Below are 23062 nucleotides of genomic sequence, written 5' to 3' on the forward strand. Positions count from 1 at the left end.
TATTAAGCTTTTAAGGATTTGAACACTAAATCAATGAAATACTGGGTAGGGGTTATGTCTTCATTGCAGTCCGTTAGGGACGAAAAGTGTTCTTTTAGGAAATATTGGTGCAAGGACCCTTCAATAATGGTACTTGCAAGGCTGGATGGGTAAGGATAACCGGAATCCAGGGCTTTTATCATATTGCTTATGCGATTTATCAACCTCTTATAGATAACGAAGTACCCTTCCTTATTTTCTTCATCAACCTCTTTGGTCAAATAGGATTTTGAATATTCATTGATTACGATCTTGTTCAATATAACTTCGTTGATATGCGAAAAGGCGGAATCTTCCTTGGTTTCACGGGTCATAATCTCTATCGCCTTGGTAAGTTTGTCCTTCATATCGGGAATACTATTGGTAGAAAACACCAATTGATACTCCAACCACCCCCAATACCATGAAGTAAGGTATAATAGAAGTTTATGTTTATTCTCAAAATACCTATAAATAGAGCTTTCATTGGATCCGATCCTGGCACCTAATTTTCTGAATGTGAAACTTTCGAACCCCATCTCGTGTATCATTAGAATACTCTCTTCCACTATTCTTTTTCCCAAATCCGAAGATTCCGGATCCTTGATAAAAATTTTTTCGTTAATCCCAATTTTCAAAGATTGCATTAGATGCTCCATAACTGTCCTTGTTTACCATTATTTGGCAAATATAATAGTATTACTATCATATTTTAATAGTTTAACAACTATTTAACGGAAGTATCACTTCCATGTTTAGAAGTATTGTTATATTTGTAATTAGTAGGGCGTAAAACTGATAATATCACAATAAAAATGAAATTTTTTGTAACTTTTATGGGAATTATCGCCTCGTTTTTTATAGGGAGTGCACAACAAACGGGTTTGTTGGTATTGGACGATTATCAGAAAATTGAGACCTCCTATGCCTCCACCATACATGAAATACAACTTCCAGCAGAGGAAGTTATGGCCATCATGGGCGGTCTGGACGATTGGGACGGGATGAACAATTACTTCAACATATTTGGAAGTAAACTAATCGTTGAACGTATGGATCTGAACAGTGATGGATCCAAGCAACTTACGCTAAGACGTGAGGATGGTAGGGATTTTTATAATTTATTTCAGACCATCACGGCAAAATTGGTTCCTATTTCGGTGGAAAACAACACGGGTAGTCCATACCCTAAAATAGATAATACACAATAACCTAAATTCAATATAATATGAAAACAGTAGTATTCTCCCTCGTATTTATGCTCGCAGGTTTTACAACCATGGCACAGGACACTAGTGATTTGGTTGAAATTGGCGATGTAATGAGCATTAACGTTCCGGAAAATGGAAGTTTTGCGCATATTCATTTTCCTCGAAAAAACCTTATTATAAAAAGAGGTGGTATAGCGGACATGAAAAGCGTCCATGGCAACAAAGTAGTGGTGACGGACATTAAGACAAAAGGGAACGGAAATACCGTAGTCGCCTTAAAACGTAAAAATGGTCGAAAATTTTTCAAATTTCTTCCATCTGTAAAAGCCGATCTGGAAAGTGCACTGGCCAAAGGCGAACTAAAAATTGCCGATTCCTCCCAAAAGGATGAAATTGCCAGAAGGTAAATAGTATATAATTTTGTTCTCTCAGAGCACCGGCCCATTCACAATCGTATTCGCTAGACGGTTTTGGTCCCATGGCCGGTGCCTCTATTTACAAAGGTTACAGTAGGTGGGGAAAAGTGAACTATCCGGAGGGTAAGTTAAATCCCAATAACCGGGGAGAATAAACACTAATAATCCCCGAACCAATTGAATTTCTCATCAATAATTTTGGCTTTGGCCTCTTCAATATGTCCCAAAAAAGCCTTTGCCGCCGGTGAGAGGTTTTTAGAACTTAACCAAACTAAGTTCCATGTTGTTATTATGGGCAACCCCTTTACCGGAATAATTTGAAGGTCTCCATTGTTAAGTTCGTTCTTAATTCCTATTAACGGCATTATGGAGCTTCCCAAACCGGCAAGTACGGCCTGCTTCACCGCTTCATTGGAAGTAAGTTCCATCTTCTTACGTATAGAAAACCGATTTCGAGTTATGAAATTTTCCATAGCCCCCCGAGTCGCCGAACCCTGTTCCCTAAATATCAAAGGGAGCTCCTCAAAAAGTTTCTTCCCATCTTTACTATTTTTTAGCGACATTCCAGATGGACCAACAAAAAAAAGCTTGTTCTCCATAAGTTCCACGCGATCTATTTTCATTTTTTTGGGGAGAACGGATACCAAGGCAAAATCCACCTCGTTTTGTGCCAAACTTTCGACCACTTTGGTTTTGTTCGTTACATCCATAATCAGATCAATTCCTGGATGCTCCTTCATAAATTCGGAAAGAAAATAAGGAATAACATATTTACCGGTGGACACTACCGAAATTTTCATTCGGCCCGCCAGTTGTCCTTCGTGGAACAAAGTCTTATAATTTATGGCATATACTTCGTTAAGAATTTTTTCTGCGGCCTCTGCTATTTCCCTTCCGAAATCCGTAATGAACAATTTACGACCAACCACCTCTGTAAGGGGAATGGAGAACTGATCTTGAAAGTTCTTAAGTTGAATGGAAACTGCAGGTTGCGTAAGATGAAGTTCCTCCGAAGCTTTTGTAATACTTTGTGTTTCAGATATTTTAAGAAATATTTTGAGTTGATGCAACGTATAATTCATAATAATTTTTAATATAATTCATAATAAATATAAATATTAATTTATTAATAATGGTGTTATTTTTGCTGCCGATAAATAATATTCAAATAATCGAAAATTTCGAAATCCTTAGAAAACGTATGGACAAAATTACAGTAGCAAAAGGTGATGGCATTGGGCCGGAAATCATGGACGCAACCTTGGATATACTCCTAAACGCGGGTGCCCAATTGGAGATAGATGAAATTGAAATTGGCGAGCAAGTGTATCTCGCCGGCAATACCGCAGGCATAGCTCCAGAATCTTGGGAAAGTATCCGTAGGAACAAAGTTTTCCTAAAAGCGCCCATAACCACACCACAGGGTGGAGGTTATAAAAGTCTAAATGTTACTACAAGGAAGTCTTTGGGACTGTATGCCAATGTACGTCCATGCAAAAGTCTGCATCCTTTTATAAGTACCAAGCATCCGGATATGGATGTGGTCATTATTCGTGAGAATGAAGAAGACCTTTATGCCGGCATAGAGCATCAACAAACGGACGAGGTAGTCCAATGCCTAAAGTTGATAAGTCGCCCAGGCTGCGAAAAAATAGTTCGTTATGCTTTTGAATTTGCAAAAAAGTACCATCGGAAAAAGGTCACTTGTTTTACCAAGGACAATATTATGAAGCAAACGGATGGTCTTTTTCATAAAGTGTTCGATGAAATCGCCGTAGAATATCCGGAAATAGAGAACGAACATTGGATCGTAGATATAGGTGCCGCTAAGATGGCGGATACCCCAGAGTTGTTCGATGTAATCGTAATGCCCAATCTTTACGGGGATGTCCTCTCCGATGTTGCGGCCCAGATAACCGGTTCCGTAGGTTTGGCGGGTTCTTCCAATATAGGTGAAGAATGCGCCATGTTCGAGGCCATCCATGGTTCGGCACCACGTAGGGCGGGTCAAAACCTGGCCAATCCTTCCGGTCTATTACAGGGAGCTATAATGATGCTGAATCACCTGGGGCAGACGGATATTGCCGAGAAGGTTCAAAATGCTTGGCTATGTACCATGGAAGAAGGTATTCATACATATGATATATACAAAGAAGGGACAAGCACGAAAAAAGTAGGCACCAAAGAATTTGCGGAAGCTGTAATTGCCAATCTGGGCAAGACACCAGAGACCCTAGCCAAGGTAAGCTATGAAAAAGGCGCTCCCTTGAATTTGCCCAAATATAAGCGTAAGCCTCTAGCGGATAAGGTACTGGTTGGCGTAGATCTCTTTGTACATTGGCCCGGTTTCGACGCCAATGAAATTGGGCCAATATTGCAGAAACTGGATAACGAAAAAGTAAAATTGACCATGATTACCAATAGGGGCATAAAAGTGTGGCCCCGTGGTTTTAAAGAAACTTTTTGTACCGACCACTGGCGATGCAGGTTCTCCGCGGAGTCCGAGCCAATGGAAAAGGATGAAATTGTTAGGCTTATGGGCGATGCCATAAAGCATAATATCGATGTCATCAAAACTGAAAACCTTTATCAATTTGATGGAAAGCAAGCTTTTTCGTTGGGCCAAGGGCAATAGTAACAAATGTGGCAAACCTCATCCTCGGGAAGAACAAGGAGTTCCCCCGGGGGGTGAGGGTACCATAAAATTGGTACAAGGCGTTTTCTCACCTGTAGAGGCTGCTGATGTACTTTTATCCCTGATTAACGATAAAATTAAGTTTCATACCGTCCAAGCACTCAACTTGCAAAAAGGCTATCAAGAAGACATCTCGCATTCCGAAGAACGTATCAAGGAATTGAAGGAAGCAAAAAACATGGTAAAAGATCTTGTTATAAAAGCCCATAAAGAAGGTATGAAAGTTGAAATAAGCAGCCCCATAAAAATCAAGCTTACGAAATTACACTCTTAAACCCTGTATTTAGGGCCATAACCAACAACCTGTTAAATGGATTTACATCTATTGGTAGATAATCTTACCAACCCCGCACTGCTCTTTTTCTTTTTGGGAATCATAGCGGTACAGCTCAAAAGCGACTTGGAAATTCCGCCTAATTCCGCAAAATTCATTTCACTTTATCTCATGTTCTCCATTGGCTTCAAAGGTGGGCTTGAGCTTTCACACAGTGATTTGGATATGGAAATATTATGGTCCCTGCTTTTTGGGGTGTTTCTGGCCCTTTTCGTCCCAATATTTACGTACTTTATCTTGCGTAGAAAGTTTAATGTTGCCAACTCAGGGGCCATTGCGGCTGCCTACGGCTCGGTTAGTGCCGTAACCTTTGTCACGGCAGTGTCTTTTTTGGAAATCGAACAAATAGAGTTTGGAGGGCATATGGTAGCCGTTATGGCTTTGATGGAGGCACCTTCCATTATTATTGGAGTTCTATTAATGGCGTATTTTCAAAAAGACCAAAAAGGTAGTGTAAAACTTAATGGGGTTTTACATCATTCACTCACAAATGGCAGCGTACTTCTTATCATGGGCAGTTTGGTCATTGGGTTTTTGGCCAGTGATCAACAGGCAAGGGGTATAGAACCCTTTACAACTGATATTTTTAAAGGGTTTTTAGCGGTGTTCTTATTGGACATGGGCATTAGCAGTGGGAAAAAACTAAACGATTTTCTTAAAAAGGGATGGTTCGCTTTTTTCTTTGCCATCATTATACCGCTAATAAATGGTTGTACGGTTGCCGTAGTAAGTTCAATCTTTACGGAAAGCGTGGGCAATCGGTTCCTATTTGCCATTTTGGCCGCAAGTGCTTCCTATATTGCGGTTCCGGCGGCAATGCGCTTAGCGGCACCAAAAGCCAATCCCAGCCTATACTTGCCCATGGCACTTGCCATTACATTCCCATTCAATATTACCTTGGGGATGCCCCTTTACCTTTATATCGTCCAAACCTTTTGATCTAATCCCTATCTTTGATTTAAAGTTATTCAACCTTTATGGAAAGACATAGATGTGGCTGGTGCTTAGGAGATGACCTGTATGAAGCCTATCATGATTACGAATGGGGCGTTCCTGTAAAAGACGACGAAACCTTATTCGAATTCTTGATTCTGGAGACTTTCCAAGCCGGATTGAGCTGGATTACCATCCTTAGGAAACGTGAAAATTTCAGAAAGGCCTTTGATAATTTTGATTACAAGAAGATAGCGGCATATGACCAAAGTAAAATCGATACGCTTTTACAGGATCCGGGAATTGTACGCAACAAGTTAAAAGTAAATGCCACTGTTTCCAATGCAAAAGCCTTTATGGAGGTGCAACGGGAATTTGGAACTTTTAGTAATTATATCTGGGGGTTTGTGGATGGCAAGCCCATTAAAAATGCCTTAAAAACCTATAAGGATGCCCCCGCAAACACTAAACTTTCCGATACCATTAGTAAAGATTTAAAGAAAAGGGGATTCAAATTTGTGGGCAGCACCGTGGTCTATGCCCATATGCAGGCCACAGGAATGGTAAATGATCATGAAATACAATGTTTTAGGTACCATGAGGTTTAGCATCTTATTCTTATTTGTCCTATTTATGGTCTGTTTTCCTAGTTACGGGCAAAACAAATACGAAAGGGAGTTTCGTATTCTTAAAAAACAATTTCCGGAAAAAGCATTGCATTATATATCCGAAGAAATACAAGGAGCAAAAAGGGTACGATTTTACAAGGAAATTGATAGTACCAAAATCAGTTTTGAGGCCAAGTTCAAAAAGGATAAGCTTAACTATAGTATTGAGTTTGATGAAAATGGAAAACTGGAGGATATAGAAATTATCGTGAAGCAGATAGACATTCCAGAAGCAAGTTGGGCAAATATCCAGAACTACCTTAGCACCACTTTTAAAAAATCGAAAATCCGAAAGATACAGCAGCAATATCCCGTTACGGACAGTGAATCCCCAGAAACTACTATTAAAAATGCGTTTCAAAACCTATTGCTTCCTTCCCTAAACTATGAACTTATTGTGAGCGCAAAAAAAGAACGGGAATACGAACAATTTGAAATTCTCTTTGACGCTGAAGGAAATCTACGAAAGTTAAGAAAATCGCTTCCGCCCAACTATGACCATGTACTCTATTAAAACAATATGCAGAAGCCTTTTCCTGCTATTGTTTCAATCCGTAATGGCACAAAACTTTACAGGTTATTGGGAGCCAGAAGTTGCGCTAAATTATAAAGTCGGAACCAATTATTCGCACAACTTTTCACTAGATATGCGCAACTATACCTACCAGATGGAGGATTTACAGTTACGTACCCGCCATGTAGATATTGCCCATTTTTCCAAATTGGATATTGGGCATGGGCAAAGTTTGGCAATTGGAGCACAGTATAGATTTAGAGAAGTTTTTGAGGATGAAGAGCAAAACGAACTTCGGTTCACCCAACAGTATAATATTACCTATCAAAGGGGCAATATTAGATTTGGAGACCGTTTACGAACGGAACAGCGGATAAGATCAGGTCTGACCATCCACCGATTTCGATACCGATTTGCCCTGGACTTTGCATTACAAGGTGAAAAGTTGGATGTGGGTGAGCCCTATTTTGTTGCTTCCACTGAAAGTCTACTCAGTGTGACCAGAGGCAACGGACCAGAATGGGACCAAAGGATAACCACAAATATTGGTTGGCTGTTGAACGGCCATACTAAGTTCCAGACAGGTCTGGAGTACCGTTTCGAGGACTATACCCAAAAAACAGAGAATATACTTTTTCTCTTCTCTTCCCTAATTTTTTCCCTGTAGAAAATTGATGAATTGCGAACGAGGCATTTCTTCAGCTCCCAAACTTTCCAAGTGGTTGGTATGTAGTTGACAATCGATTAGGTTATAATTTTTTGAGGCCAGTTCCTGTGCCAAATGTATAAACGCAAATTTGGAAGCGTTATCCACAATACTGAACATGCTTTCCCCACAGAAAACATGTCCAAGGTCTACGCCATATAAGCCCCCCACCAAAGTTCCTTTTTCCCAAACCTCATAAGACTTGGCGTATCCCCTTTTATGGAGTTCCGTATAAGCGGACACCATATCGTTGGTAATCCAGGTACCTTGTTGATTTGCCCGCTTTACCGTTGCACATTGGTGGAGCACTTCTTCAAAACAGGTGTTTTTGGTCAATTGAAATCGCCCGCTGTTCAACACCTTGCGCATACTTTTGGAAATCTTGATCTTCTCCGGGAAAAGTATCATCCTTGGATCGGGACTCCACCACAAAATCAAGGAGTCCTCATTGAACCATGGGAAGATGCCACTTTGGTACGCCAATAAAAGTCGTTCAGGAGATAAATCGCCTCCCACGGCAAGAAGTCCTTCAGAATTGGCATTCTCTAGAGAAGGAAATTCCAATCGCTCCGTAAGAAAGAACAAGGGGTTATGTTCCCTATCCTTTTGCATAGCAAATTTTATTTCAAATTTACGCAAAAATGAGCAGTCCCGAAACATAGATACCACTGCCGGCTAGCATAAAAATTAGGGTATAGGGTAATATTTCCTTTGCCTTAAGCTTGGTTATGCCTAATAATGGCAAGGCCCAAAAGGGTTGTAACATATTGGTAACCTGGTCACCATATGCCAGGGCCATAATTGCTTTGGGTAAAGGCACGTTCAACCGCAACGCCGATTCTATGACCAATGGCCCTTGCACTGCCCATTGTCCCCCACCGCTAGGCACAAAAACATTGACCAGCCCTGCACTGAAAAATGTAAATATTGGAAATGTGATTTCATTGGAAATGGATACAAAAAAGTTGGAAATTCCATGGATCATTCCACTACTGGCCATAACTCCCATGATACCGAAATACAAAGGAAATTGAATCAAGATTCCTGCCGTGTCTCCGATGGCCGATTCCACGGCATGTAAAAAACTTCGGAAGCTCCCATGTAAAATCAATGCGAGGCCCAACATAAAAAAATTGAGCATATTGGGCGTTATGTTCAAAGTTTTAAAAAGGGGTAGATATTGAAAGGTAAAGGCAATCAAAATCAAGGTTCCAAAGGTTATTGACAATCCTTTGGAATGATCCAGCCTTTCGGCTCCCTTTGGTTTCTTATCCGATACGGTAAGGAACCGATAAACAGGTAAATCCAAATTCGTGGGTTTCGTGATTCTTCCCAATCTTAAGGCAACAAGGGAAACAGTTACAAATACAGCAACAAAAATAATTAGGTTCCAACTACTGAAAACGGTCTGGGATGTAGAAAGAGTATTGGGTAGGCTCGCAAGAATATGTGAATTGGATAGGTTTTCCATCAAGCTTTTCAAATGTCCTGCTTCGGATACCTTTATTGGTGCCGAACCGCTAATTCCTCCATGCCAAACCATTAGGCCAACATAACCGCATGCCCCGATCAAAGGATAATTTATGGGAATGCCATTCTTTTGGGCATGTTCCCCTACTTTTCGGGCCAAAATTGCGCCAAAAATAAGACCAAGGCCCCAATTGAAAAAAGAGATCAACATAGTAGGTAATGCTACCCATAGGGCCGCATTGGCCGAGTTCGTAACATACCTTGTCAACCAAAGAATAACGCGTTCCAAAGGTTTACTCAGTACCAAAACATGCCCCAAGACCAAAATGAGCATCATCTGATAGGCAAATACCAAAAGTCCATTGTTCCAAATACCATTCTCCCAATAGGCAAGTATCACAACCAAATGATTTTGGTTTGATGTATTTTCGGTAAATCCCAAAGCCAACACAATGGTCAATAATGTCAGCAATACAGCAATGGCAAAGGGCGAGGGCAAGTATTTTCGAAAAATACGTTCAATGGTACCAGTGAAGTTCATTAGCTGAAAGTAGGTAAAATGAAGAGAAAATAAAAGACCGGCCAAGTTTTCACCTGGCCGGTCTTAATAGTATTGAAGTGAACCTTAAAATGGTAAATCGTCATGATCTTCCTCATTGAGATTGTCCGCCGGCTCAAAAGCCTCCATAGGAGGTACCGGAGGCATTTCAGGAGTACTTTCCTCAGATAGTAAACTTTCAATACGCCATCCTTGTATGGAATTGAAATATTTTACCTCACCCTGGGGATTGGTCCATTCCCGTCCCCGAATGTTAATACTAATCTTTACTGGTTGGCCCACATTAAAACTATTTAGCAAGTCGGTCTTGTCCTGAACGAATTCTACCAAAATATGTTGAGGGTATTGTTCTTCTGTAGTAACTACCACTTCCCTTTTTCTAAAACCGTTATTGCCAAAGGTCTTTGTTTCACCTACCATCTTAATCTTTCCTTGTATTTCCATAATTTCTATCGTTTATATTGTGTCTCTTTTTATTAAAGCCTATTGCGGAATTCCCATGAGGTAGGTTCCTTTCTTCTTGCCTTTTTCATTTTTGGCATATCCTTTTTCCCAAGTATAATTATCCTTTTTCAGCCCCTCAAGTAATTTGTCCAGATCTACAAAGGTATACATTCTGGGTAACGAAGCTTGCCCATCCCATGCATAGCATATAGGAATAATGGGTATTACATACGTAAACACAAGCTGTTTCCAGGTCAAAGGTCTTACAAATGGAGTCATGAAAAGAACCATAACCATAAGTATAGTAAGGCTAATGGGTAGCAATACCCACCAAACCAACAATGGAATATTATTCTCCCCCAACTCATAGATCAATAGCGGTTGGCGGTTTTCCTGGGCTGACTTCAATATTTTTCCAGCTTCCTTGGGTGGCATGTGATGAAAACTGTTGACCATGGTTTTTAGCCCTTCCGGAGCGGTAGCTATATCGGTAGCATCTACCGGATTTTCATAATAGCTTATCCCTACTTCGGGAGTATTGTTAAATCTTTGGATAAACTTTTTGTTGGGGTACAAATCCGTCATTATCAATTCTACATTTTCCAAGCCTTGTTTTCCGCGTAGAATTTTAAATACTTGGGGCATTGCACCCCCCGAACCTGAACCCATATCCACAATGCGGGATATTTTTTTATTTTCCAATATATCCGCAATCAAACTGGCCAACACCTCCGGTGTCCCCATCATACTTTGTAAAACTACTATTAGATTGGTCATGCAGTTTCTAAGCCAATTGGGAAACCAGCTAAAATCCTCAAATTCGAATAGTTGAATCCGTTTCAAAGGGCCAATAAAATTTTCCATGCGGAAAGTACATCATTTTTATTTAAATATTCCTGGGCCATTACATGTAGTTTATTACTATTTTGGTCACCCAAAATGGATTGTAACTCTACATTACCTTGTTTAAAATCAGCTACTTCCTCAACAGAAGGAATCTGTTGTACATTTCCCAACTTGCCCAAATCATTTCCGGTAAGTATTTCACTCAACCGAATATTCTCTGGAATCTGATCTACTCCAATACCCAAGGTTGAAAGGGGCTTGGGAACCTCAAAAAGTCCGGCTATCGCCCTAGTGTACCAATTGCCCCCCATACGTGCGACCTGATCTATCTTGTATGGGTCAATATTTTCGTTTTCATCCAAAATTGAGGCATCTATATGAATTTTCACTATTTCGGAAAAGATGAGATTTCCAGCTCCGCCTTCCTTGCCCAGAGGTTCTACCTTATTTACTTTACACTCAAACTGTACCGGCGATTCAGCCACTCGATAGGGCCCTACCATATCGGATTCCAACATGGTGAGGCCTGCCTTAATAAACTCGTTCTCTCCTTCGGCATATTCGGTACTGGCCAAGGACATTTGCTGCACCATAGTATAGTTTACAATGTTGATGACCACTTCCCGTACTTTCAGAACATTTTCCAATGTATGCTTGGTGGTATTGTCCCTAACCCTACGGGCCGGTGAAAAAATCAAAATCGGGGGGTTGGCACTAAATACATTAAAAAAACTGAACGGGGACAAATTTGGCCTCCCTTTATCATCTTTTGTGCTAGCAAAGGCAATAGGCCTAGGACCCACTGCTCCCAGTAAATAGTGATGTAATCGATTTGTAGAAACCTCTCCTGGAAGTATGGAAACCATTTCTGCCATTGCCTTACAAATGTAGCCAATTTACCTCCTATTTAAAACAGGTGTTCAAAGTCTTTGCACACCATAGTTTGTCAAATTGCGTTATCTTTAAATATAATAAGTCCATTGGATGAATTTTAATCCGAAAAAGAGAACGCCCAACCTCATTTTGTTGGTTTCCGCATTTGTAATCGTGAGTTTGATCCTGTGGAATACCAACAGTTTTTTCAAGAAATTTAAGGAGGAAGAACGATCTAAGATGGAAATTTGGGCCACCGCCCAATCCGAACTTCTACAGTCCTCGGAGGACATGGATCTGGGCAACCTTACCATTAAAGTGCTACAAAACAATTCCTCTACACCCATGATCCTGGTAAACAAGGATGGTTCCATTAAAACGAACAATATGCCAGAGGACATGGTCAACGATTCATTGTACCTTCAGGGAAAGATAAAAAAGTTTCAGAATGAAAACACCCCAATTTTCATAGACCAACAAGGAGAACATCTGGCAACTTTGTATTACGGGAATTCTGAAGTGTTGAACAAATTGAAATACTATCCGATAGCCTTACTGCTCATCATCTTTTTGTTCGCAGCCGTTATATTCTTCTTCTTTAAGACGAACAAAGCCTCTGAGCAAAATAAGCTCTGGGCGGGTATGGCCAAAGAAACGGCACACCAGATAGGCACCCCTCTTTCCTCCCTTTTGGGATGGAACGAGTTGTTAAAGAATGAAAGTATAAATCCTGATATCACCCTGGAAATTGAAAAGGACATATCCCGACTGGAAACCATTACAGAACGTTTTTCCAAAATAGGTTCCTTACCGGAATTAAAACCCCATGATATTGTTAAAGAGACTAAGGATGCATTTGAGTACTTGAAGCTGAGGAGCTCTAAACTTATCCATTTTTCATTTGATACCAAAGTAGATAATATATCCGTTCTTTTAAATCCTTCTCTTTATAATTGGACCATAGAGAATCTGGTAAAGAATGGCATTGATGCCATGAAGGGCCGTGGGAATATAGCTTTGGAGATTATACCCGATGGTAAATATGTAAACATATTGGTTGCGGATACGGGTCATGGTATTCCAAAAAGCGATTACCAGACCATTTTTAATCCTGGTGTGACCTCCAAAAAAAGAGGCTGGGGGTTAGGCCTATCACTTGTTAAAAGAATTGTGGAAGAATATCACAAAGGAAAAATTAGAGTCCTTTCTTCCAATAAAGAGGGCACCATAATGCAGATATCCTTAAGAGTAAACCAGTAATTATGTCAAAGGAAAAGTTAGTGATCATAAAGGAAGCGGATATAACCAACAATTGCCCGGAATGTTTTAATCAGGATATGAAAATCACTTTTTTTCAAAAACACACCTATGGTAAATTACTCCACCGGACTACCAATGAGGTTACCCACCAAATCAAATGTAAAAAATGTAATTCCATAATCTATCCAGTAAACTGGACGGACGATATTGAAAAAATCTTCGATTACTATCAAAAAATGGCGACTCCACATAAAGCCTCGATACAGTTTACATCGCTATTCTATATACTACTACTGCTATTGGCCGTGTTGATAGGGGCAAGCGTATATCTATACATGGAAGGGGGCATCACATTTTAGAGCGAATGCTTTTCGCTATGGCTTCAAATTCTCCCGGGGTCAAGGCTATCTTGTTTTGAAAAGTGGCATCCCTCATCCCCTGCAAGGGAATTAAATGCACATGTACATGGGGTACTTCCAACCCGATTACGGTAAGCCCTACTCTTTTACAATCTATTGCAGCTTCAATGGCCTTGCCTACTTTTCTAGAAAATGCCATAAGGCCTATATAGGTCTCTTTATCCAAATCCATAATTTTGTCCACTTCCTTTTTGGGAACACAAAGTGTATGCCCTTTGGAGTTAGGGTTGATGTCCAAAAAAGCAAAATAGTCCTCGTCCTCGGCTATCTTGTAACTGGGAATCTCTCCCTTGATAATCTTGGTGAAAATGCTGGACATATATTGTGACGTTGAGACTTGTAAGGTTCTATATTAATCTCTGGTAATCTCCAGAATATCAAATTTTAAGGTGCCGTTGGGTACGGTAATCTCTGCGGTATCGCCTACCTCCTTACCCAATAGTCCTTTGCCAATAGGAGAGCTTACAGATATCTTTCCGGTTTTCAAATCCGCCTCGCTTTCGGCCACCAAGGTATACTTCATCTCCATACCATTTGCCTGGTTCTTTAATTTTACAGTGGACAGCACCAACACTTTGGACGTATCCAATTGTGATTCATCTATCAACCTTGCATTGGCCAAAGTTTCCTCTAATTTGGATATTTTAAGTTCCAATAATCCTTGAGCTTCCTTGGCCGCATCGTATTCGGCATTTTCCGATAAATCCCCTTTATCCCTGGCCTCGGCAATGGCTTGCGACGCCTTGGGACGTTCCACGTCTTTGAGATTGCTCAGCTCTTCTCTCAATTTTTTAAGTCCCTCTGCTGTATAGTAAGATACGCTACTCATAACCTCATCGTTTATTAAATAGGAAAATCCTCTACTTAGACCGCGATGTACCCGGCTTTTTTAGAGAGGATTTAACGCAAAGATACATATTTTTTGTTCAACTTTGTGCTGATTATTAAAATGGACCTGACACTATGATGCGCATTTGGAGCATTGTTTTTATAGCATTTTTACTTTCTTGTGACAATGACCGCACTAATAGGAATCCTTTCTTACAGGAAATCGGTTTTCGATTTGACGTTAATTTGAACCTTCCCTTGTATAGTCCCTTGACCAATGTGGGAAACGCAGTTTATATAGGCACCCAGGGTGTAGGAATACGGGGGGTTTTCGTTATCAATGCGGGCTTTGACCAATTTAGGGCATTTGAAGCCAATTGCCCCAATCATGCCCCAAATAATTGTTCTACCATGGAATTGGACGGGCAAACGGCTACGTGCCCATGTGACGACTTCGAATATAGCTTGTTTACAGGACAGCAATTGAACAGACCGGATGATGGCAATCGGTATTACGACATGTTGGAATATCGTGCTTCCTTTAATGGAAATAGCGTTATCATTTCCAATTGAATATTAACTTCATAACACCCCTAGAATCTTATCCATTACCCAACTGGTATGCAATCCTGAACTCCCCAAGGAAGGATGTACATATCCATCCAATAAATGGCTTTTCATATTAGCCACATGATATTGTTGAATATGTTTAGGATTGCTTATTTCCAAGGTTTCCTTCCCTCGTCCGTTCTCCATTTCCAATGGATTATCATGAAAGATAGAGAATGAAATCTTCCCCTCGTCACCGATTATTTCAACCGAATCTTCATGGCCATAACTCCCAAAATTCCAATTTCCATAGCCAGTTATACCACTTTCATGTTCCCAGCAAGCGGTTATGGCATCCTTGGCCGAATATAATCCCTGTTGGTTCAAAGCCAATCCCTTGGCCTCCGCAATTGGCCCCAATAGATAGCAAAACAAATCCAAACCATGACTTGCCAAATCATCGAAATACCCTCCCGGGGCAATTTTGGCATCGGTGCGCCAATTGTACATAGTACTTTTATCCAAATCAGAAGCCGGCTTTAAGAGCTGCCTCTTGATAGTTCTTACTGTACCGATCTTTTTACTATCCAACCAATCCTTGATCTTCTCAAATCTTGGAAGTGATCTTCTGTAGTAGGCAATGAACAACGGAATCTTTTTTTCTTGGAAAGCCCTATAGATTTCCAAACTATCCGCATAGGAGGGCGCCATAGGTTTTTCAATGCAACAGGGTTTTCCTACTGCGGCCACTTTGAGCGCATAGTATTTATGAGAATCGGGAGGGGTGGCGATATATACGGCATCAATTTCATTATCTGAAATAAGGTCATCGGCATCCGGGTAAAATTTGGGAACACCGTGCCGTTGGGCGTAATCCTTTCCCTTTTCCACATCCCGTCGCATTACGGCGACCAGTTCAAAACCTTCCGTATTTTGATATGCCGGTCCACTTTTAATCTCCGTTACATCTCCACAACCAATAATACCCCAACGGATAGTTTTCATATCGATTTTAGTATTGGACATCTCGTCTCTGTTATAATAGCTCTCAACAAATGTACACGTTTATGAACAGTTTAAAACCGCACCGTGGCACCTAACAAAAAATTAATCCCTGCCTGTGGGTAAAATCCAGCACCCTCAAATGTAGTAATGCTTCCCGAGGAGTCATCATCGAAAGTGAAAAAATAACCATTGGAGACAATGTCCTGATCAAAGATATTGTTCACTAGCCCGGAGAAGGTAATGCTCTTGAGAAAGGTATTTACTTCCCAAATATATTGGATGTTCAAGTCGGTTTGCGAATATGCCTTAAGCACGGAGACATCACTATCAATATTGCCCATGTACTGTTTGCCAACATACTTAGTCAATGCAGAGATAAGCCATTGTTCCGAAGGGGCAAAACCCACCTGATTTCCGATGACCAAATTCGGTGAGTAGGCAATATTGGTATTGCCCAAATCTTGCAGAATGCCATCTCGCTGAAACACGAAATCAAGGTTCTTATTTGTGCTCAAGGCTACGTTTGGCCTCAACCAAAACTTGTCCCCAATTTGAACATTGGCATCTATTTCCAGTCCCAAACGATAGCTGTCCCCTACGTTTGCCCGCAAAGGTGCACCTACGTCATTGAGTTCACCGGTAAGTACCAATTGATCTTTATAGCGCATGTAATAGACATTTGTATTCAGCTGAATATCCGGAGAAACATAGCGCCAACCCAATTCAAAATCATTGAGTTTTTCGGGTCTGGGATTACCATTTTCATAATCGTTTCGATTGGGTTCCCTATTGGCCCTAGCATAGGAAAAATAGAAGTTGTTGTTTCGGTCCAAATCATAGGTCAACCCCACTTTAGGGTTGAAAAAGTTAAAGGTATCATCAACAAGTCCGGTTTCCTCTCCGTTGGCTTCATACTTGACCCTCCGGAATTGCATATCCCCGAAAAGACTCCACTTTTGGTTTAGTTTATAGTTGGCTTTTGCAAAAGTGTTAAAATCCGTCTTAACGGAGGTATCATCATAATACCTGTCGCGAATTTCACTGTTAGAAGCAAAACGGGCCCAAATGACCTCTCCAAAATGATCTCCCTCGTATTTGTTCCATCCTCCACCAAGGATTACATCCCATTTATTCTTCTTATGATTCACGGAAAATACGGTCCCATAAAAGTCATTATCCAACCAACGCCTTCGAATCAAATCTGTCGTATTCACTTCTTCGCCATTGACCGTTAGTGGTTCGAATCCATAAGTGGCAAAATCATCGTCTTCCCTAAACTGCTCAAAGAATCCCCTTCCGCGTGTATAGTGCAGTGCAATATTGGTACTCCAATTTTCGGAAATACTTTCGTTCCAAAGCAGTTGTGCATGATCTTGTTTATAATTATCAACCTCATTTTCATAAAACTGGGTATTGCCGTCTTCATCGGTATACATCCCTGCCGGATTAAATGTTCTATTCGCTCGTAACGTCTCGGCATCAATACCGAACCAAGATTGATAGGTAATTTCATGACCACCAAAAAGTAGTGCCTTAATTAGGGTGTTATCATCTTTGAAGGCACCTTGTAAAAAATAGGAATCGAGTTCTGCCGAGGCCCTATCCACATAGCCATCCGAGGTAATTCTGGATAAGCGCCCTGAAATTTCAACCCTATCGTTCAACAGTCCCGAACTAAACTTAATGTTGTTCCGTAGTGTAGCAAAACTTCCTATTGAACTGGAAATTTGCCCATAGGCCTCTTCGGAAAACCCATCGGTCAAGAGGTTTAAGCTCGCACCGAAGGCTCCTGCTCCGTTCGTAGAAGTTCCTACTCCCCTTTGCAATTGCAAGCTTTCTGTGGAGGAGGCAAAATCCGGCATGTTTACCCAAAAGGTTCCCTGTGATTCCGCATCATTATAGGGAATGCCATTAATAGTAACATTGACCCGTGTTGCATCACTTCCCCTAACACGTATTCCGGTATAGCCAACACCGGCTCCGGCATCGGAAGTGGTGACTACGGAAGGTAGAAAATTCATTAATATGGGGATGTCCTGTCCCAAATTTCTAGGAGCGATTTCCTCCTTTTTCAAATTGGAAAAAGTAACCGGTGTTTCCTTGGTTACGCGAATTGCCGAAACAAAGACCTCATCCAAAGTTATTTTCTTTCCTTCCAAGGAGTCTGTTGGGTTTTGCTGGGCCGAAACGACTACAACCAGTCCAAAAAAAGCCCATGATGTGAACACAATTTTCATGTGATTCCCGATACTGTTTTTGAAGGGTCGCATGCAACCGCTATTTCCGAAAGCGGCGGTAGATAAAAATTTAGAATAAAGCAGTTTCATCCGTACTAAAAAATTAGCGACGAATAAAAGGGGTTGTTATTCTGTGTTAAACTTGATTTTTTGCTCAATTAAGAACGCTAGAAATTCCAAAAAGCGACTCGCGCATTCCTTGGCAGCATTACCCGCCCAGGTTCATTGGGTATAATCTCAGCTTATCCTGAACTTATTAAGGATCTTTCCCTTAAAATTCGATCAGGAGTTCGCACCCCTTTGAGATGGAACAAACTTACAACTCAAACTACACATATCATAATCTTTGGAACAATTAACTTCATATTATAAACCCTAACGCCAGTTTATACGTATTTATAGTATCTATGGGCATTACGCAGGTATATGGACAAATCCAAGAATAGATTTACGTTTAAAGTGGCCATCAGTTATTTGATGCTATGTTTTCTTGCCTTGGGAGCAGGATACTTTATCTATTCGGAGATACAGGTCTTGGTAAATAACGAAACCTCTGCCCAAAGCGATACCAGGTTATTACGGACAGGTTCCTTGGTCACCCAAATTTACGAAGCGGAAAGTCTGTCCAAATTGGCATTGCAGACCAAGACCAAAAAGAATTTTAATGCGTACGCCCAAAAAATCGATTCTGTTTTTATTGAAATAGATTCCCTTAAACAACTCGCCATAGACCCCTCCCAAAAAGCGAAATTGGATAGTGTAAAGTTGTTGCTGGAACAAAAGGTAGCCAATAGCAATGAACTCCATAGTTTAAGGGTAAAAAACGAGAATAACCGCTCAATAGACAATGTACTGGAGGAGTTTCGGAAAATGGAGGCCTCGTTCGGAAAACTTACGGTGTACAATTTTGAAAAGAATCCTGAGAAACTCTCACCTTATAAACGAAAGGTATTGGAAGATTGGGTCTCCTATCTAAACGAGAACATTCCTGCCGATACTTCTTCCATTCCAGACTCCAAAAAAATTGATTCTGTTCTTAACGCTTCTAAAGCTCTTTTGGCCGAGGCTAAAATGAAAGATGCAAAAACACAACGCTTCCTAGCCCAAAAGGAAAATGAAATTAACCGTACGGACCTAGAGCTATCACAACAACTGCGTAATATTGTTTCCGCATTGGAGCAGGAAGTAATATTTAATACCTATAATGATAATCTAAAAAAGCAATCCGCCCTCCGGAGGAGTATTCGTTTGGCCAGTTTGGCTGCTCTATTGGGCTTTATTGTTGTAGGTATTTTTACTTTTTTGATCAACCGCGATTTTTGGAAGGTACAAACCTACAGGCAGAAATTGGAAAAAGAGAAAAAATATTCCGAGTCTTTATTAAAAAGCAGGGAACAATTAATTTCTACCGTAAGCCATGATCTACGCACCCCTTTGAACACTATACAAGGATATGCAGAACTCATGGAAAGCACAAATCTAACCCAGAAACAAGAAGGATATCTAAGGAACATAGCTTCCTCAACTGGTTATGTAGGTAATCTGGTAAATGATCTTCTGGATTTTTCAAAATTGGAAGCAGGCAAATTAAAGACCGAAAAAATACCCTTTGTACCTGCGTATCTTATCCGGGAAACTGCCGAAAACCTTCAGGAGCTTTATTCTAGCAAAAAACTAAAATTACATATAGAAATAGATGCTTCACTGCAAAAAACAGTATTAGGGGATCCGTTCCGGCTGCGCCAAATACTGACCAATCTTATTGGAAATGCCTTTAAGTTTACCGAAAAGGGTCATATAAAGGTTATAGCAAGTACCCTTAAGGGTCCTAAAAAAGAAACGGTAGCGAATATAGCCATTACGGATACAGGCATTGGAATTCCGAAAGAAAAACAAGGGCTTATTTTTAAGGAATTTACACAGGCCGATGCAGATACCGAAAAAAAATTCGGAGGTTATGGCCTAGGACTTACCATATCCAAAAAATTAACGGAATTGCTCAACGGTTCGTTGAACCTGGAAAGTAAGGTAGGTCAGGGGAGCACCTTTACACTTAAACTACCGCTGCAAATAACGCAACAAAAATTAAGTTCCGTAGGGCGAAGAATTCCTGATTTGGCAGCCAACCTTAGTATACTGATAATCGACGACGATACCGCTCTTTTAAGCATGTTACGTGAGCTTATGGAAAGTATGGGAATCACTACCCAAATCTTTACCAACTTTCAATTTGTACAAGAGGATTCTCCTTTGACTTACGATTTGGTATTAACGGACATACAAATGCCAAAGGCTAATGGTTTTGAAGTCTTGAAAAAACTGAAGTCGGGTCAATACCAACATTATAAGGACCAACCTATTATTGCTATGACGGGCAGAAGGGATTTTGAACTGGAAACCTATACTTCCAAAGGGTTTAATCAAGTTCTACAAAAACCTTTCTCCAGAAATGAACTTATAGCTGTTTTGAAGTCAATGGGCATGGAGACCAAAAAAGTCCCCGACGCAAAGACCAAAAGTCCTGCCAAAGAAGAAAAGTTTCAACGGTATAGCTTGGATATTGTTCATTCCTTTTTAGGAAAAAACGAAGATGCCATTTCTGAAGTATTACACACCTTTTTAAGGGATACACAAGCCAACATGGGGCTATTGGCAGAAACTATCAAAGTCCAGGACTATGCTCAAATCAATCATTTTGCTCATCGTATGTTGCCTATGTTCAGGCAGCTTAGAGTGGAAAATTGTGTGCCCTTATTGGAGCGACTGGAAGTAGCTACCCAGGATTCAATGAACGCCAGTGCCCTTCTTCATGATTTGCAGCAGCTAAAGAAAAATGTACAACTTTTGACCTCTGAAATGGAAAGTAGGTGGGTTATAAGTCCAAGTTATAGTGATTGATTTTGTTGTAGAGTGTCTTCCTGGTAACCTGCAATAATTTAGCAGCCTTTGACTTATTGAAATTGGTCTTTTTCAATGCTTTGATGATACGATCTTTCTCAAAATCGGATTTAGAGAAATTTTCGGGCTTTGTTGTGTTATGGTAGTTTGATTGTAAAACTTCCTTGGGAAGTGTTTCTATCTTCACCTCATCACCTATTGTTAAAAGCACGGCTCTTTTGACTATATTTTGAAGTTCCCTTAAGTTTCCTGGCCAATGGTATTGTTGAAAGGCCTCCCACACTTCTGCCGAGAAACCATGAACCTCTTTATTCAAATTTTCATTGGCCTTTGCCAAAAAATGGTCCGCAAACAAAATCAAATCTTCAATTCTTTCTTCCAAGGATGGAATTTGAATGGAAAACTCATTTAACCTATGATACAGATCCTCTCTAAAGCTTCCCTCCTGTACAGCTAGCATCAAATCTTCGTTTGTAGCCGTTATGATACGCACGTCCACATGGATTTCCTTGGTGCTACCTACACGTTTTATCTTCCGTTCCTGTAGAGCTCTCAATAATTGGATTTGATTTTCATAGGAAAGATTCCCTACCTCATCCAGGAACAAGGTACCTCCATTAGCTGCTTCAAAGTTTCCAGTTTTGTCCTCGATAGCTCCCGTAAAGCTTCCCTTTATATGACCAAAAAATTCACTTGCAGCCAACTCTTTTGGGATGGCCCCACAGTCTACGGCAACAAAGTTATAATCCTTGCGCTTGCTGTTTTTGTGTATTGCCTTGGCAGTAACTTCTTTGCCCGTTCCACTATCACCTGTTATTAACACGGACATGTCCGTAGGTCCTACCAATTTAATATAATCATCCAATTTTTTGGAAGCATCGCTAACCCCTAAAATTGTCTTTTCAGGCAGATTCCCTTTAGGTTTCAAAGGTGCATTCTTTTGTTTGGGTTTTTGCACGCTCGGAGTATCATGGATAACTTCGGATGGTTTTGCCCTTAAGGCATTTTCAATAATCATGATGATTTCCTCTGGGGTAAATGGCTTGGAAATGTAATCGTAAGCACCTTGTTTCATGGCCTTAACCGCTGTGCCCACTTCCGCATAGCCCGTCATTAGAATAACGGGGGTCTGGGGTTTTACTTTCTTAATATCGGCCAATAACTGTATCCCATCATAATCGGGCAAACGCAAATCCGTCAAAATAACATCAAAATCAGTGACTTTAAACTTTTTCTTGGCATCCGAGGCATGGTAACAAATATCCGCATCATAGCCTCTTTTAATCAAAAACTTCTGTAGCATTTGACAAAAGGCGGAATCGTCTTCAATGATCAAGATGTTTGGCATAAAAAATTCTTGTGCTATATGTACGTAAAAATAGCATAAGAAAGCTGTTTGCCTTTTAAAATTATCATAAATAATGAATGACATTAAGAGGCAAAACCATTGGCTTAACTTTGCCTAGCTGCTCTTTTGAAACACGTTATTTCATAAGTAGAATCCCTTTATTCGGGAGATTAATCCATCAACTTTCTATTTTTAGACTACAGATTGAAATATATTGTTAGAAGAAAAAAATCCGCTTACTCTGCAGGGTGAGTTAGTTCAAATAGAAAGGGGTCGTACAATGACGACCCCTTTCCGACCAAACCAACTTGATACAAAACAAATAACTCAAGTTATTTACATTTCGATCCAGTTACCATTTTCGTCAGCATACAAAGTTCCTGAGGTTCCATCTTCCAAAGAAACTTCCAGTTTATATTGTTGTGCTTCGTTAACGTAAGCCTTGTCTATAGTAGCAGTAGGGTAATTTTTGGCCACTGCAGCGGTTACCGCCTCTGGCAATTCGCTAGCTGAGATTTCCGAAAAATCATCTTGAGCGGCAACGGCTTCGGTTGCATCAACTTGGACTTCATCCGTATCTTGGGCGAAAGCAGTTAGACTTCCGAGAGACAATGCTAAAACAAAAACTAATTTTTTCATGATTTTCAAATTTTAATACTATTACTAATTAAATACGAACTATGTATAGAAAATATGGTACCAGAAACTTGGTAAAATTTAAATAGTTCATTATCAATAAATTAAAAAGAAATAGAATTACTCTAAGGTGTGTAATTTTGGGTACTTGGTATTTGAACCGTGTAAATTATACACGCAGAGGTATCATATTCC

Annotated in this window: 25 protein-coding genes; 12 read left to right on the forward strand and 13 right to left on the reverse strand. The window is 40.3% G+C overall.

Annotated elements, in window-relative coordinates:
* Positions 1-2: 2 nt before the first annotated feature.
* Complete coding sequence (locus ACP2AF_RS03025) at positions 3-677, reverse strand: TetR/AcrR family transcriptional regulator (RefSeq protein ID WP_425234764.1); 675 nt, start codon at positions 675-677, stop codon at positions 3-5.
* Positions 678-833: 156 nt separating this feature from the next.
* Between ACP2AF_RS03025 and ACP2AF_RS03030 the strand changes: the two genes are divergently transcribed.
* Both ACP2AF_RS03030 and ACP2AF_RS03035 read left to right on the forward strand, forming a co-directional pair.
* Positions 834-1229, forward strand: coding sequence for a hypothetical protein (locus ACP2AF_RS03030; RefSeq protein ID WP_425234765.1), 396 nt, complete (start codon positions 834-836; stop codon positions 1227-1229).
* A 17-nt stretch (positions 1230-1246) separates the two neighbouring features.
* Positions 1247-1636 (forward strand): hypothetical protein, encoded by a 390-nt coding sequence (locus tag ACP2AF_RS03035; RefSeq protein ID WP_425234766.1) that lies wholly within the window; start codon positions 1247-1249, stop codon positions 1634-1636.
* Positions 1637-1803: 167 nt separating this feature from the next.
* Here ACP2AF_RS03035 and ACP2AF_RS03040 read toward each other — a convergent pair whose 3' ends face one another.
* On the reverse strand, positions 1804-2727 hold the full coding sequence (locus ACP2AF_RS03040; RefSeq protein WP_425234767.1) for a LysR family transcriptional regulator: 924 nt from the start codon (positions 2725-2727) through the stop codon (positions 1804-1806).
* Positions 2728-2846: 119 nt separating this feature from the next.
* Here ACP2AF_RS03040 and ACP2AF_RS03045 point away from each other — a divergent pair, with 119 nt between their 5' ends.
* From ACP2AF_RS03045 to ACP2AF_RS03070, 6 genes are read left to right on the forward strand one after another with little or no spacing between them, the layout of a single operon-like run.
* Complete coding sequence (locus ACP2AF_RS03045; RefSeq protein WP_425234768.1) at positions 2847-4280, forward strand: NADP-dependent isocitrate dehydrogenase; 1434 nt, start codon at positions 2847-2849, stop codon at positions 4278-4280.
* Positions 4243-4614 carry a hypothetical protein gene (locus ACP2AF_RS03050; protein ID WP_425234769.1) on the forward strand — a complete coding sequence of 124 codons (372 nt, stop codon included), beginning with the start codon at positions 4243-4245 and terminating at the stop codon, positions 4612-4614. The genes ACP2AF_RS03045 and ACP2AF_RS03050 overlap by 38 nt, the downstream gene beginning before the upstream one ends.
* A 36-nt stretch (positions 4615-4650) precedes the next feature.
* Positions 4651-5613 carry a sodium-dependent bicarbonate transport family permease gene (locus ACP2AF_RS03055; protein WP_425234770.1) on the forward strand — a complete coding sequence of 321 codons (963 nt, stop codon included), beginning with the start codon at positions 4651-4653 and terminating at the stop codon, positions 5611-5613.
* A 38-nt stretch (positions 5614-5651) separates the two neighbouring features.
* Positions 5652-6215, forward strand: coding sequence for a DNA-3-methyladenine glycosylase I (locus ACP2AF_RS03060; RefSeq protein WP_425234771.1), 564 nt, complete (start codon positions 5652-5654; stop codon positions 6213-6215).
* A 25-nt stretch (positions 6216-6240) separates the two neighbouring features.
* Positions 6241-6789: a hypothetical protein gene (locus ACP2AF_RS03065; RefSeq protein ID WP_425234772.1), complete on the forward strand. Its 549-nt coding sequence runs from the start codon at positions 6241-6243 to the stop codon at positions 6787-6789.
* A 43-nt stretch (positions 6790-6832) separates the two neighbouring features.
* The gene (locus tag ACP2AF_RS03070; RefSeq protein ID WP_425234773.1) at positions 6833-7456 is read left to right on the forward strand and encodes a DUF2490 domain-containing protein; all 624 of its coding nucleotides are present in this window, start codon (positions 6833-6835) and stop codon (positions 7454-7456) included.
* Here ACP2AF_RS03070 and aat read toward each other — a convergent pair.
* The 5 genes from aat to ACP2AF_RS03095 form a co-directional block, all read right to left on the reverse strand.
* Complete coding sequence (aat, locus tag ACP2AF_RS03075) at positions 7439-8107, reverse strand: leucyl/phenylalanyl-tRNA--protein transferase (protein WP_425234774.1); 669 nt, start codon at positions 8105-8107, stop codon at positions 7439-7441. The genes ACP2AF_RS03070 and aat overlap by 18 nt on opposite strands.
* Positions 8108-8126: 19 nt before the next feature.
* On the reverse strand, positions 8127-9506 hold the full coding sequence (locus ACP2AF_RS03080; protein ID WP_425234775.1) for a short-chain fatty acid transporter: 1380 nt from the start codon (positions 9504-9506) through the stop codon (positions 8127-8129).
* Positions 9507-9590: 84 nt separating this feature from the next.
* Positions 9591-9968: a DUF3127 domain-containing protein gene (locus ACP2AF_RS03085; RefSeq protein ID WP_425234776.1), complete on the reverse strand. Its 378-nt coding sequence runs from the start codon at positions 9966-9968 to the stop codon at positions 9591-9593.
* 39 nt (positions 9969-10007) lie between these two features.
* Complete coding sequence (locus tag ACP2AF_RS03090; RefSeq protein ID WP_425234777.1) at positions 10008-10832, reverse strand: hypothetical protein; 825 nt, start codon at positions 10830-10832, stop codon at positions 10008-10010.
* The gene (locus tag ACP2AF_RS03095; protein ID WP_425238004.1) at positions 10808-11680 is read right to left on the reverse strand and encodes a flavin reductase family protein; all 873 of its coding nucleotides are present in this window, start codon (positions 11678-11680) and stop codon (positions 10808-10810) included. Before ACP2AF_RS03095 ends, ACP2AF_RS03090 begins: the two co-directional genes overlap by 25 nt.
* A 118-nt stretch (positions 11681-11798) precedes the next feature.
* Between ACP2AF_RS03095 and ACP2AF_RS03100 the strand changes: the two genes are divergently transcribed.
* The gene (locus ACP2AF_RS03100; protein WP_425234778.1) at positions 11799-12947 is read left to right on the forward strand and encodes a sensor histidine kinase; all 1149 of its coding nucleotides are present in this window, start codon (positions 11799-11801) and stop codon (positions 12945-12947) included.
* Between the two features lie 2 nt (positions 12948-12949).
* Positions 12950-13306 carry a hypothetical protein gene (locus ACP2AF_RS03105; protein ID WP_425234779.1) on the forward strand — a complete coding sequence of 119 codons (357 nt, stop codon included), beginning with the start codon at positions 12950-12952 and terminating at the stop codon, positions 13304-13306.
* Here the strand turns inward: ACP2AF_RS03105 and ACP2AF_RS03110 are convergent.
* Both ACP2AF_RS03110 and greA read right to left on the reverse strand, forming a co-directional pair.
* Entirely contained in the window at positions 13296-13685 is a 390-nt protein-coding gene (locus ACP2AF_RS03110) for an HIT family protein (protein ID WP_425234780.1), read from the reverse strand. The genes ACP2AF_RS03105 and ACP2AF_RS03110 overlap by 11 nt on opposite strands.
* A gap of 33 nt (positions 13686-13718) precedes the next feature.
* The gene (gene greA / locus ACP2AF_RS03115; RefSeq protein WP_425234781.1) at positions 13719-14195 is read right to left on the reverse strand and encodes a transcription elongation factor GreA; all 477 of its coding nucleotides are present in this window, start codon (positions 14193-14195) and stop codon (positions 13719-13721) included.
* 134 nt (positions 14196-14329) lie between these two features.
* Here greA and ACP2AF_RS03120 point away from each other — a divergent pair, with 134 nt between their 5' ends.
* Complete coding sequence (locus ACP2AF_RS03120; RefSeq protein ID WP_425234782.1) at positions 14330-14767, forward strand: Rieske (2Fe-2S) protein; 438 nt, start codon at positions 14330-14332, stop codon at positions 14765-14767.
* Between the two features lie 9 nt (positions 14768-14776).
* On the opposite strand, the gene ACP2AF_RS03125 is transcribed toward ACP2AF_RS03120, so the two are convergent.
* A complete protein-coding gene (locus ACP2AF_RS03125; protein ID WP_425234783.1) occupies positions 14777-15769 on the reverse strand; it encodes a Gfo/Idh/MocA family protein in 993 nt (330 codons plus the stop codon).
* 50 nt (positions 15770-15819) lie between these two features.
* Positions 15820-18018 (reverse strand): TonB-dependent receptor, encoded by a 2199-nt coding sequence (locus tag ACP2AF_RS03130; RefSeq protein WP_425234784.1) that lies wholly within the window; start codon positions 18016-18018, stop codon positions 15820-15822.
* Between the two features lie 393 nt (positions 18019-18411).
* Here ACP2AF_RS03130 and ACP2AF_RS03135 point away from each other — a divergent pair, with 393 nt between their 5' ends.
* Positions 18412-20883, forward strand: coding sequence for an ATP-binding response regulator (locus ACP2AF_RS03135; RefSeq protein ID WP_425234785.1), 2472 nt, complete (start codon positions 18412-18414; stop codon positions 20881-20883).
* Here ACP2AF_RS03135 and ACP2AF_RS03140 read toward each other — a convergent pair.
* On the reverse strand, positions 20858-22231 hold the full coding sequence (locus ACP2AF_RS03140; RefSeq protein WP_425234786.1) for a sigma-54-dependent transcriptional regulator: 1374 nt from the start codon (positions 22229-22231) through the stop codon (positions 20858-20860). The genes ACP2AF_RS03135 and ACP2AF_RS03140 overlap by 26 nt on opposite strands.
* Before the next feature lie 336 nt (positions 22232-22567).
* Positions 22568-22870, reverse strand: coding sequence for a hypothetical protein (locus tag ACP2AF_RS03145; protein ID WP_425234787.1), 303 nt, complete (start codon positions 22868-22870; stop codon positions 22568-22570).
* Positions 22871-23062: the final 192 nt, after the last annotated feature.

Origin of the sequence: Ulvibacterium sp. (assembly GCF_965248315.1) — a bacterium.
In the GTDB taxonomy this organism is placed as follows: Bacteria; Bacteroidota; Bacteroidia; order Flavobacteriales; family Flavobacteriaceae; genus Ulvibacterium.

Bases quoted from the DNA above. Each gene is read 5' to 3' on its own strand.
- ACP2AF_RS03030 (WP_425234765.1), top strand. From the start codon at position 834: ATGAAATTTTTTGTAACTTTTATGGGAATTATCGCCTCGTTTTTTATA.
- ACP2AF_RS03080 (WP_425234775.1), bottom strand. From the start codon at position 9,506: ATGAACTTCACTGGTACCATTGAACGTATTTTTCGAAAATACTTGCCC.
- greA (WP_425234781.1), bottom strand. From the start codon at position 14,195: ATGAGTAGCGTATCTTACTATACAGCAGAGGGACTTAAAAAATTGAGA.
- ACP2AF_RS03065 (WP_425234772.1), top strand. From the start codon at position 6,241: ATGGTCTGTTTTCCTAGTTACGGGCAAAACAAATACGAAAGGGAGTTT.
- ACP2AF_RS03110 (WP_425234780.1), bottom strand. From the start codon at position 13,685: ATGTCCAGCATTTTCACCAAGATTATCAAGGGAGAGATTCCCAGTTAC.
- ACP2AF_RS03095 (WP_425238004.1), bottom strand. From the start codon at position 11,680: ATGGTTTCCATACTTCCAGGAGAGGTTTCTACAAATCGATTACATCAC.
- ACP2AF_RS03140 (WP_425234786.1), bottom strand. From the start codon at position 22,231: ATGCCAAACATCTTGATCATTGAAGACGATTCCGCCTTTTGTCAAATG.
- ACP2AF_RS03025 (WP_425234764.1), bottom strand. From the start codon at position 677: ATGGAGCATCTAATGCAATCTTTGAAAATTGGGATTAACGAAAAAATT.
- ACP2AF_RS03090 (WP_425234777.1), bottom strand. From the start codon at position 10,832: ATGGAAAATTTTATTGGCCCTTTGAAACGGATTCAACTATTCGAATTT.
- ACP2AF_RS03125 (WP_425234783.1), bottom strand. From the start codon at position 15,769: ATGTCCAATACTAAAATCGATATGAAAACTATCCGTTGGGGTATTATT.
- ACP2AF_RS03120 (WP_425234782.1), top strand. From the start codon at position 14,330: ATGATGCGCATTTGGAGCATTGTTTTTATAGCATTTTTACTTTCTTGT.
- ACP2AF_RS03100 (WP_425234778.1), top strand. From the start codon at position 11,799: ATGAATTTTAATCCGAAAAAGAGAACGCCCAACCTCATTTTGTTGGTT.
- ACP2AF_RS03050 (WP_425234769.1), top strand. From the start codon at position 4,243: ATGGAAAGCAAGCTTTTTCGTTGGGCCAAGGGCAATAGTAACAAATGT.
- ACP2AF_RS03035 (WP_425234766.1), top strand. From the start codon at position 1,247: ATGAAAACAGTAGTATTCTCCCTCGTATTTATGCTCGCAGGTTTTACA.
- ACP2AF_RS03105 (WP_425234779.1), top strand. From the start codon at position 12,950: ATGTCAAAGGAAAAGTTAGTGATCATAAAGGAAGCGGATATAACCAAC.
- ACP2AF_RS03045 (WP_425234768.1), top strand. From the start codon at position 2,847: ATGGACAAAATTACAGTAGCAAAAGGTGATGGCATTGGGCCGGAAATC.
- aat (WP_425234774.1), bottom strand. From the start codon at position 8,107: ATGCAAAAGGATAGGGAACATAACCCCTTGTTCTTTCTTACGGAGCGA.
- ACP2AF_RS03145 (WP_425234787.1), bottom strand. From the start codon at position 22,870: ATGAAAAAATTAGTTTTTGTTTTAGCATTGTCTCTCGGAAGTCTAACT.
- ACP2AF_RS03085 (WP_425234776.1), bottom strand. From the start codon at position 9,968: ATGGAAATACAAGGAAAGATTAAGATGGTAGGTGAAACAAAGACCTTT.
- ACP2AF_RS03130 (WP_425234784.1), bottom strand. From the start codon at position 18,018: ATGCGACCCTTCAAAAACAGTATCGGGAATCACATGAAAATTGTGTTC.
- ACP2AF_RS03135 (WP_425234785.1), top strand. From the start codon at position 18,412: ATGGACAAATCCAAGAATAGATTTACGTTTAAAGTGGCCATCAGTTAT.
- ACP2AF_RS03055 (WP_425234770.1), top strand. From the start codon at position 4,651: ATGGATTTACATCTATTGGTAGATAATCTTACCAACCCCGCACTGCTC.
- ACP2AF_RS03040 (WP_425234767.1), bottom strand. From the start codon at position 2,727: ATGAATTATACGTTGCATCAACTCAAAATATTTCTTAAAATATCTGAA.
- ACP2AF_RS03060 (WP_425234771.1), top strand. From the start codon at position 5,652: ATGGAAAGACATAGATGTGGCTGGTGCTTAGGAGATGACCTGTATGAA.
- ACP2AF_RS03070 (WP_425234773.1), top strand. From the start codon at position 6,833: ATGGCACAAAACTTTACAGGTTATTGGGAGCCAGAAGTTGCGCTAAAT.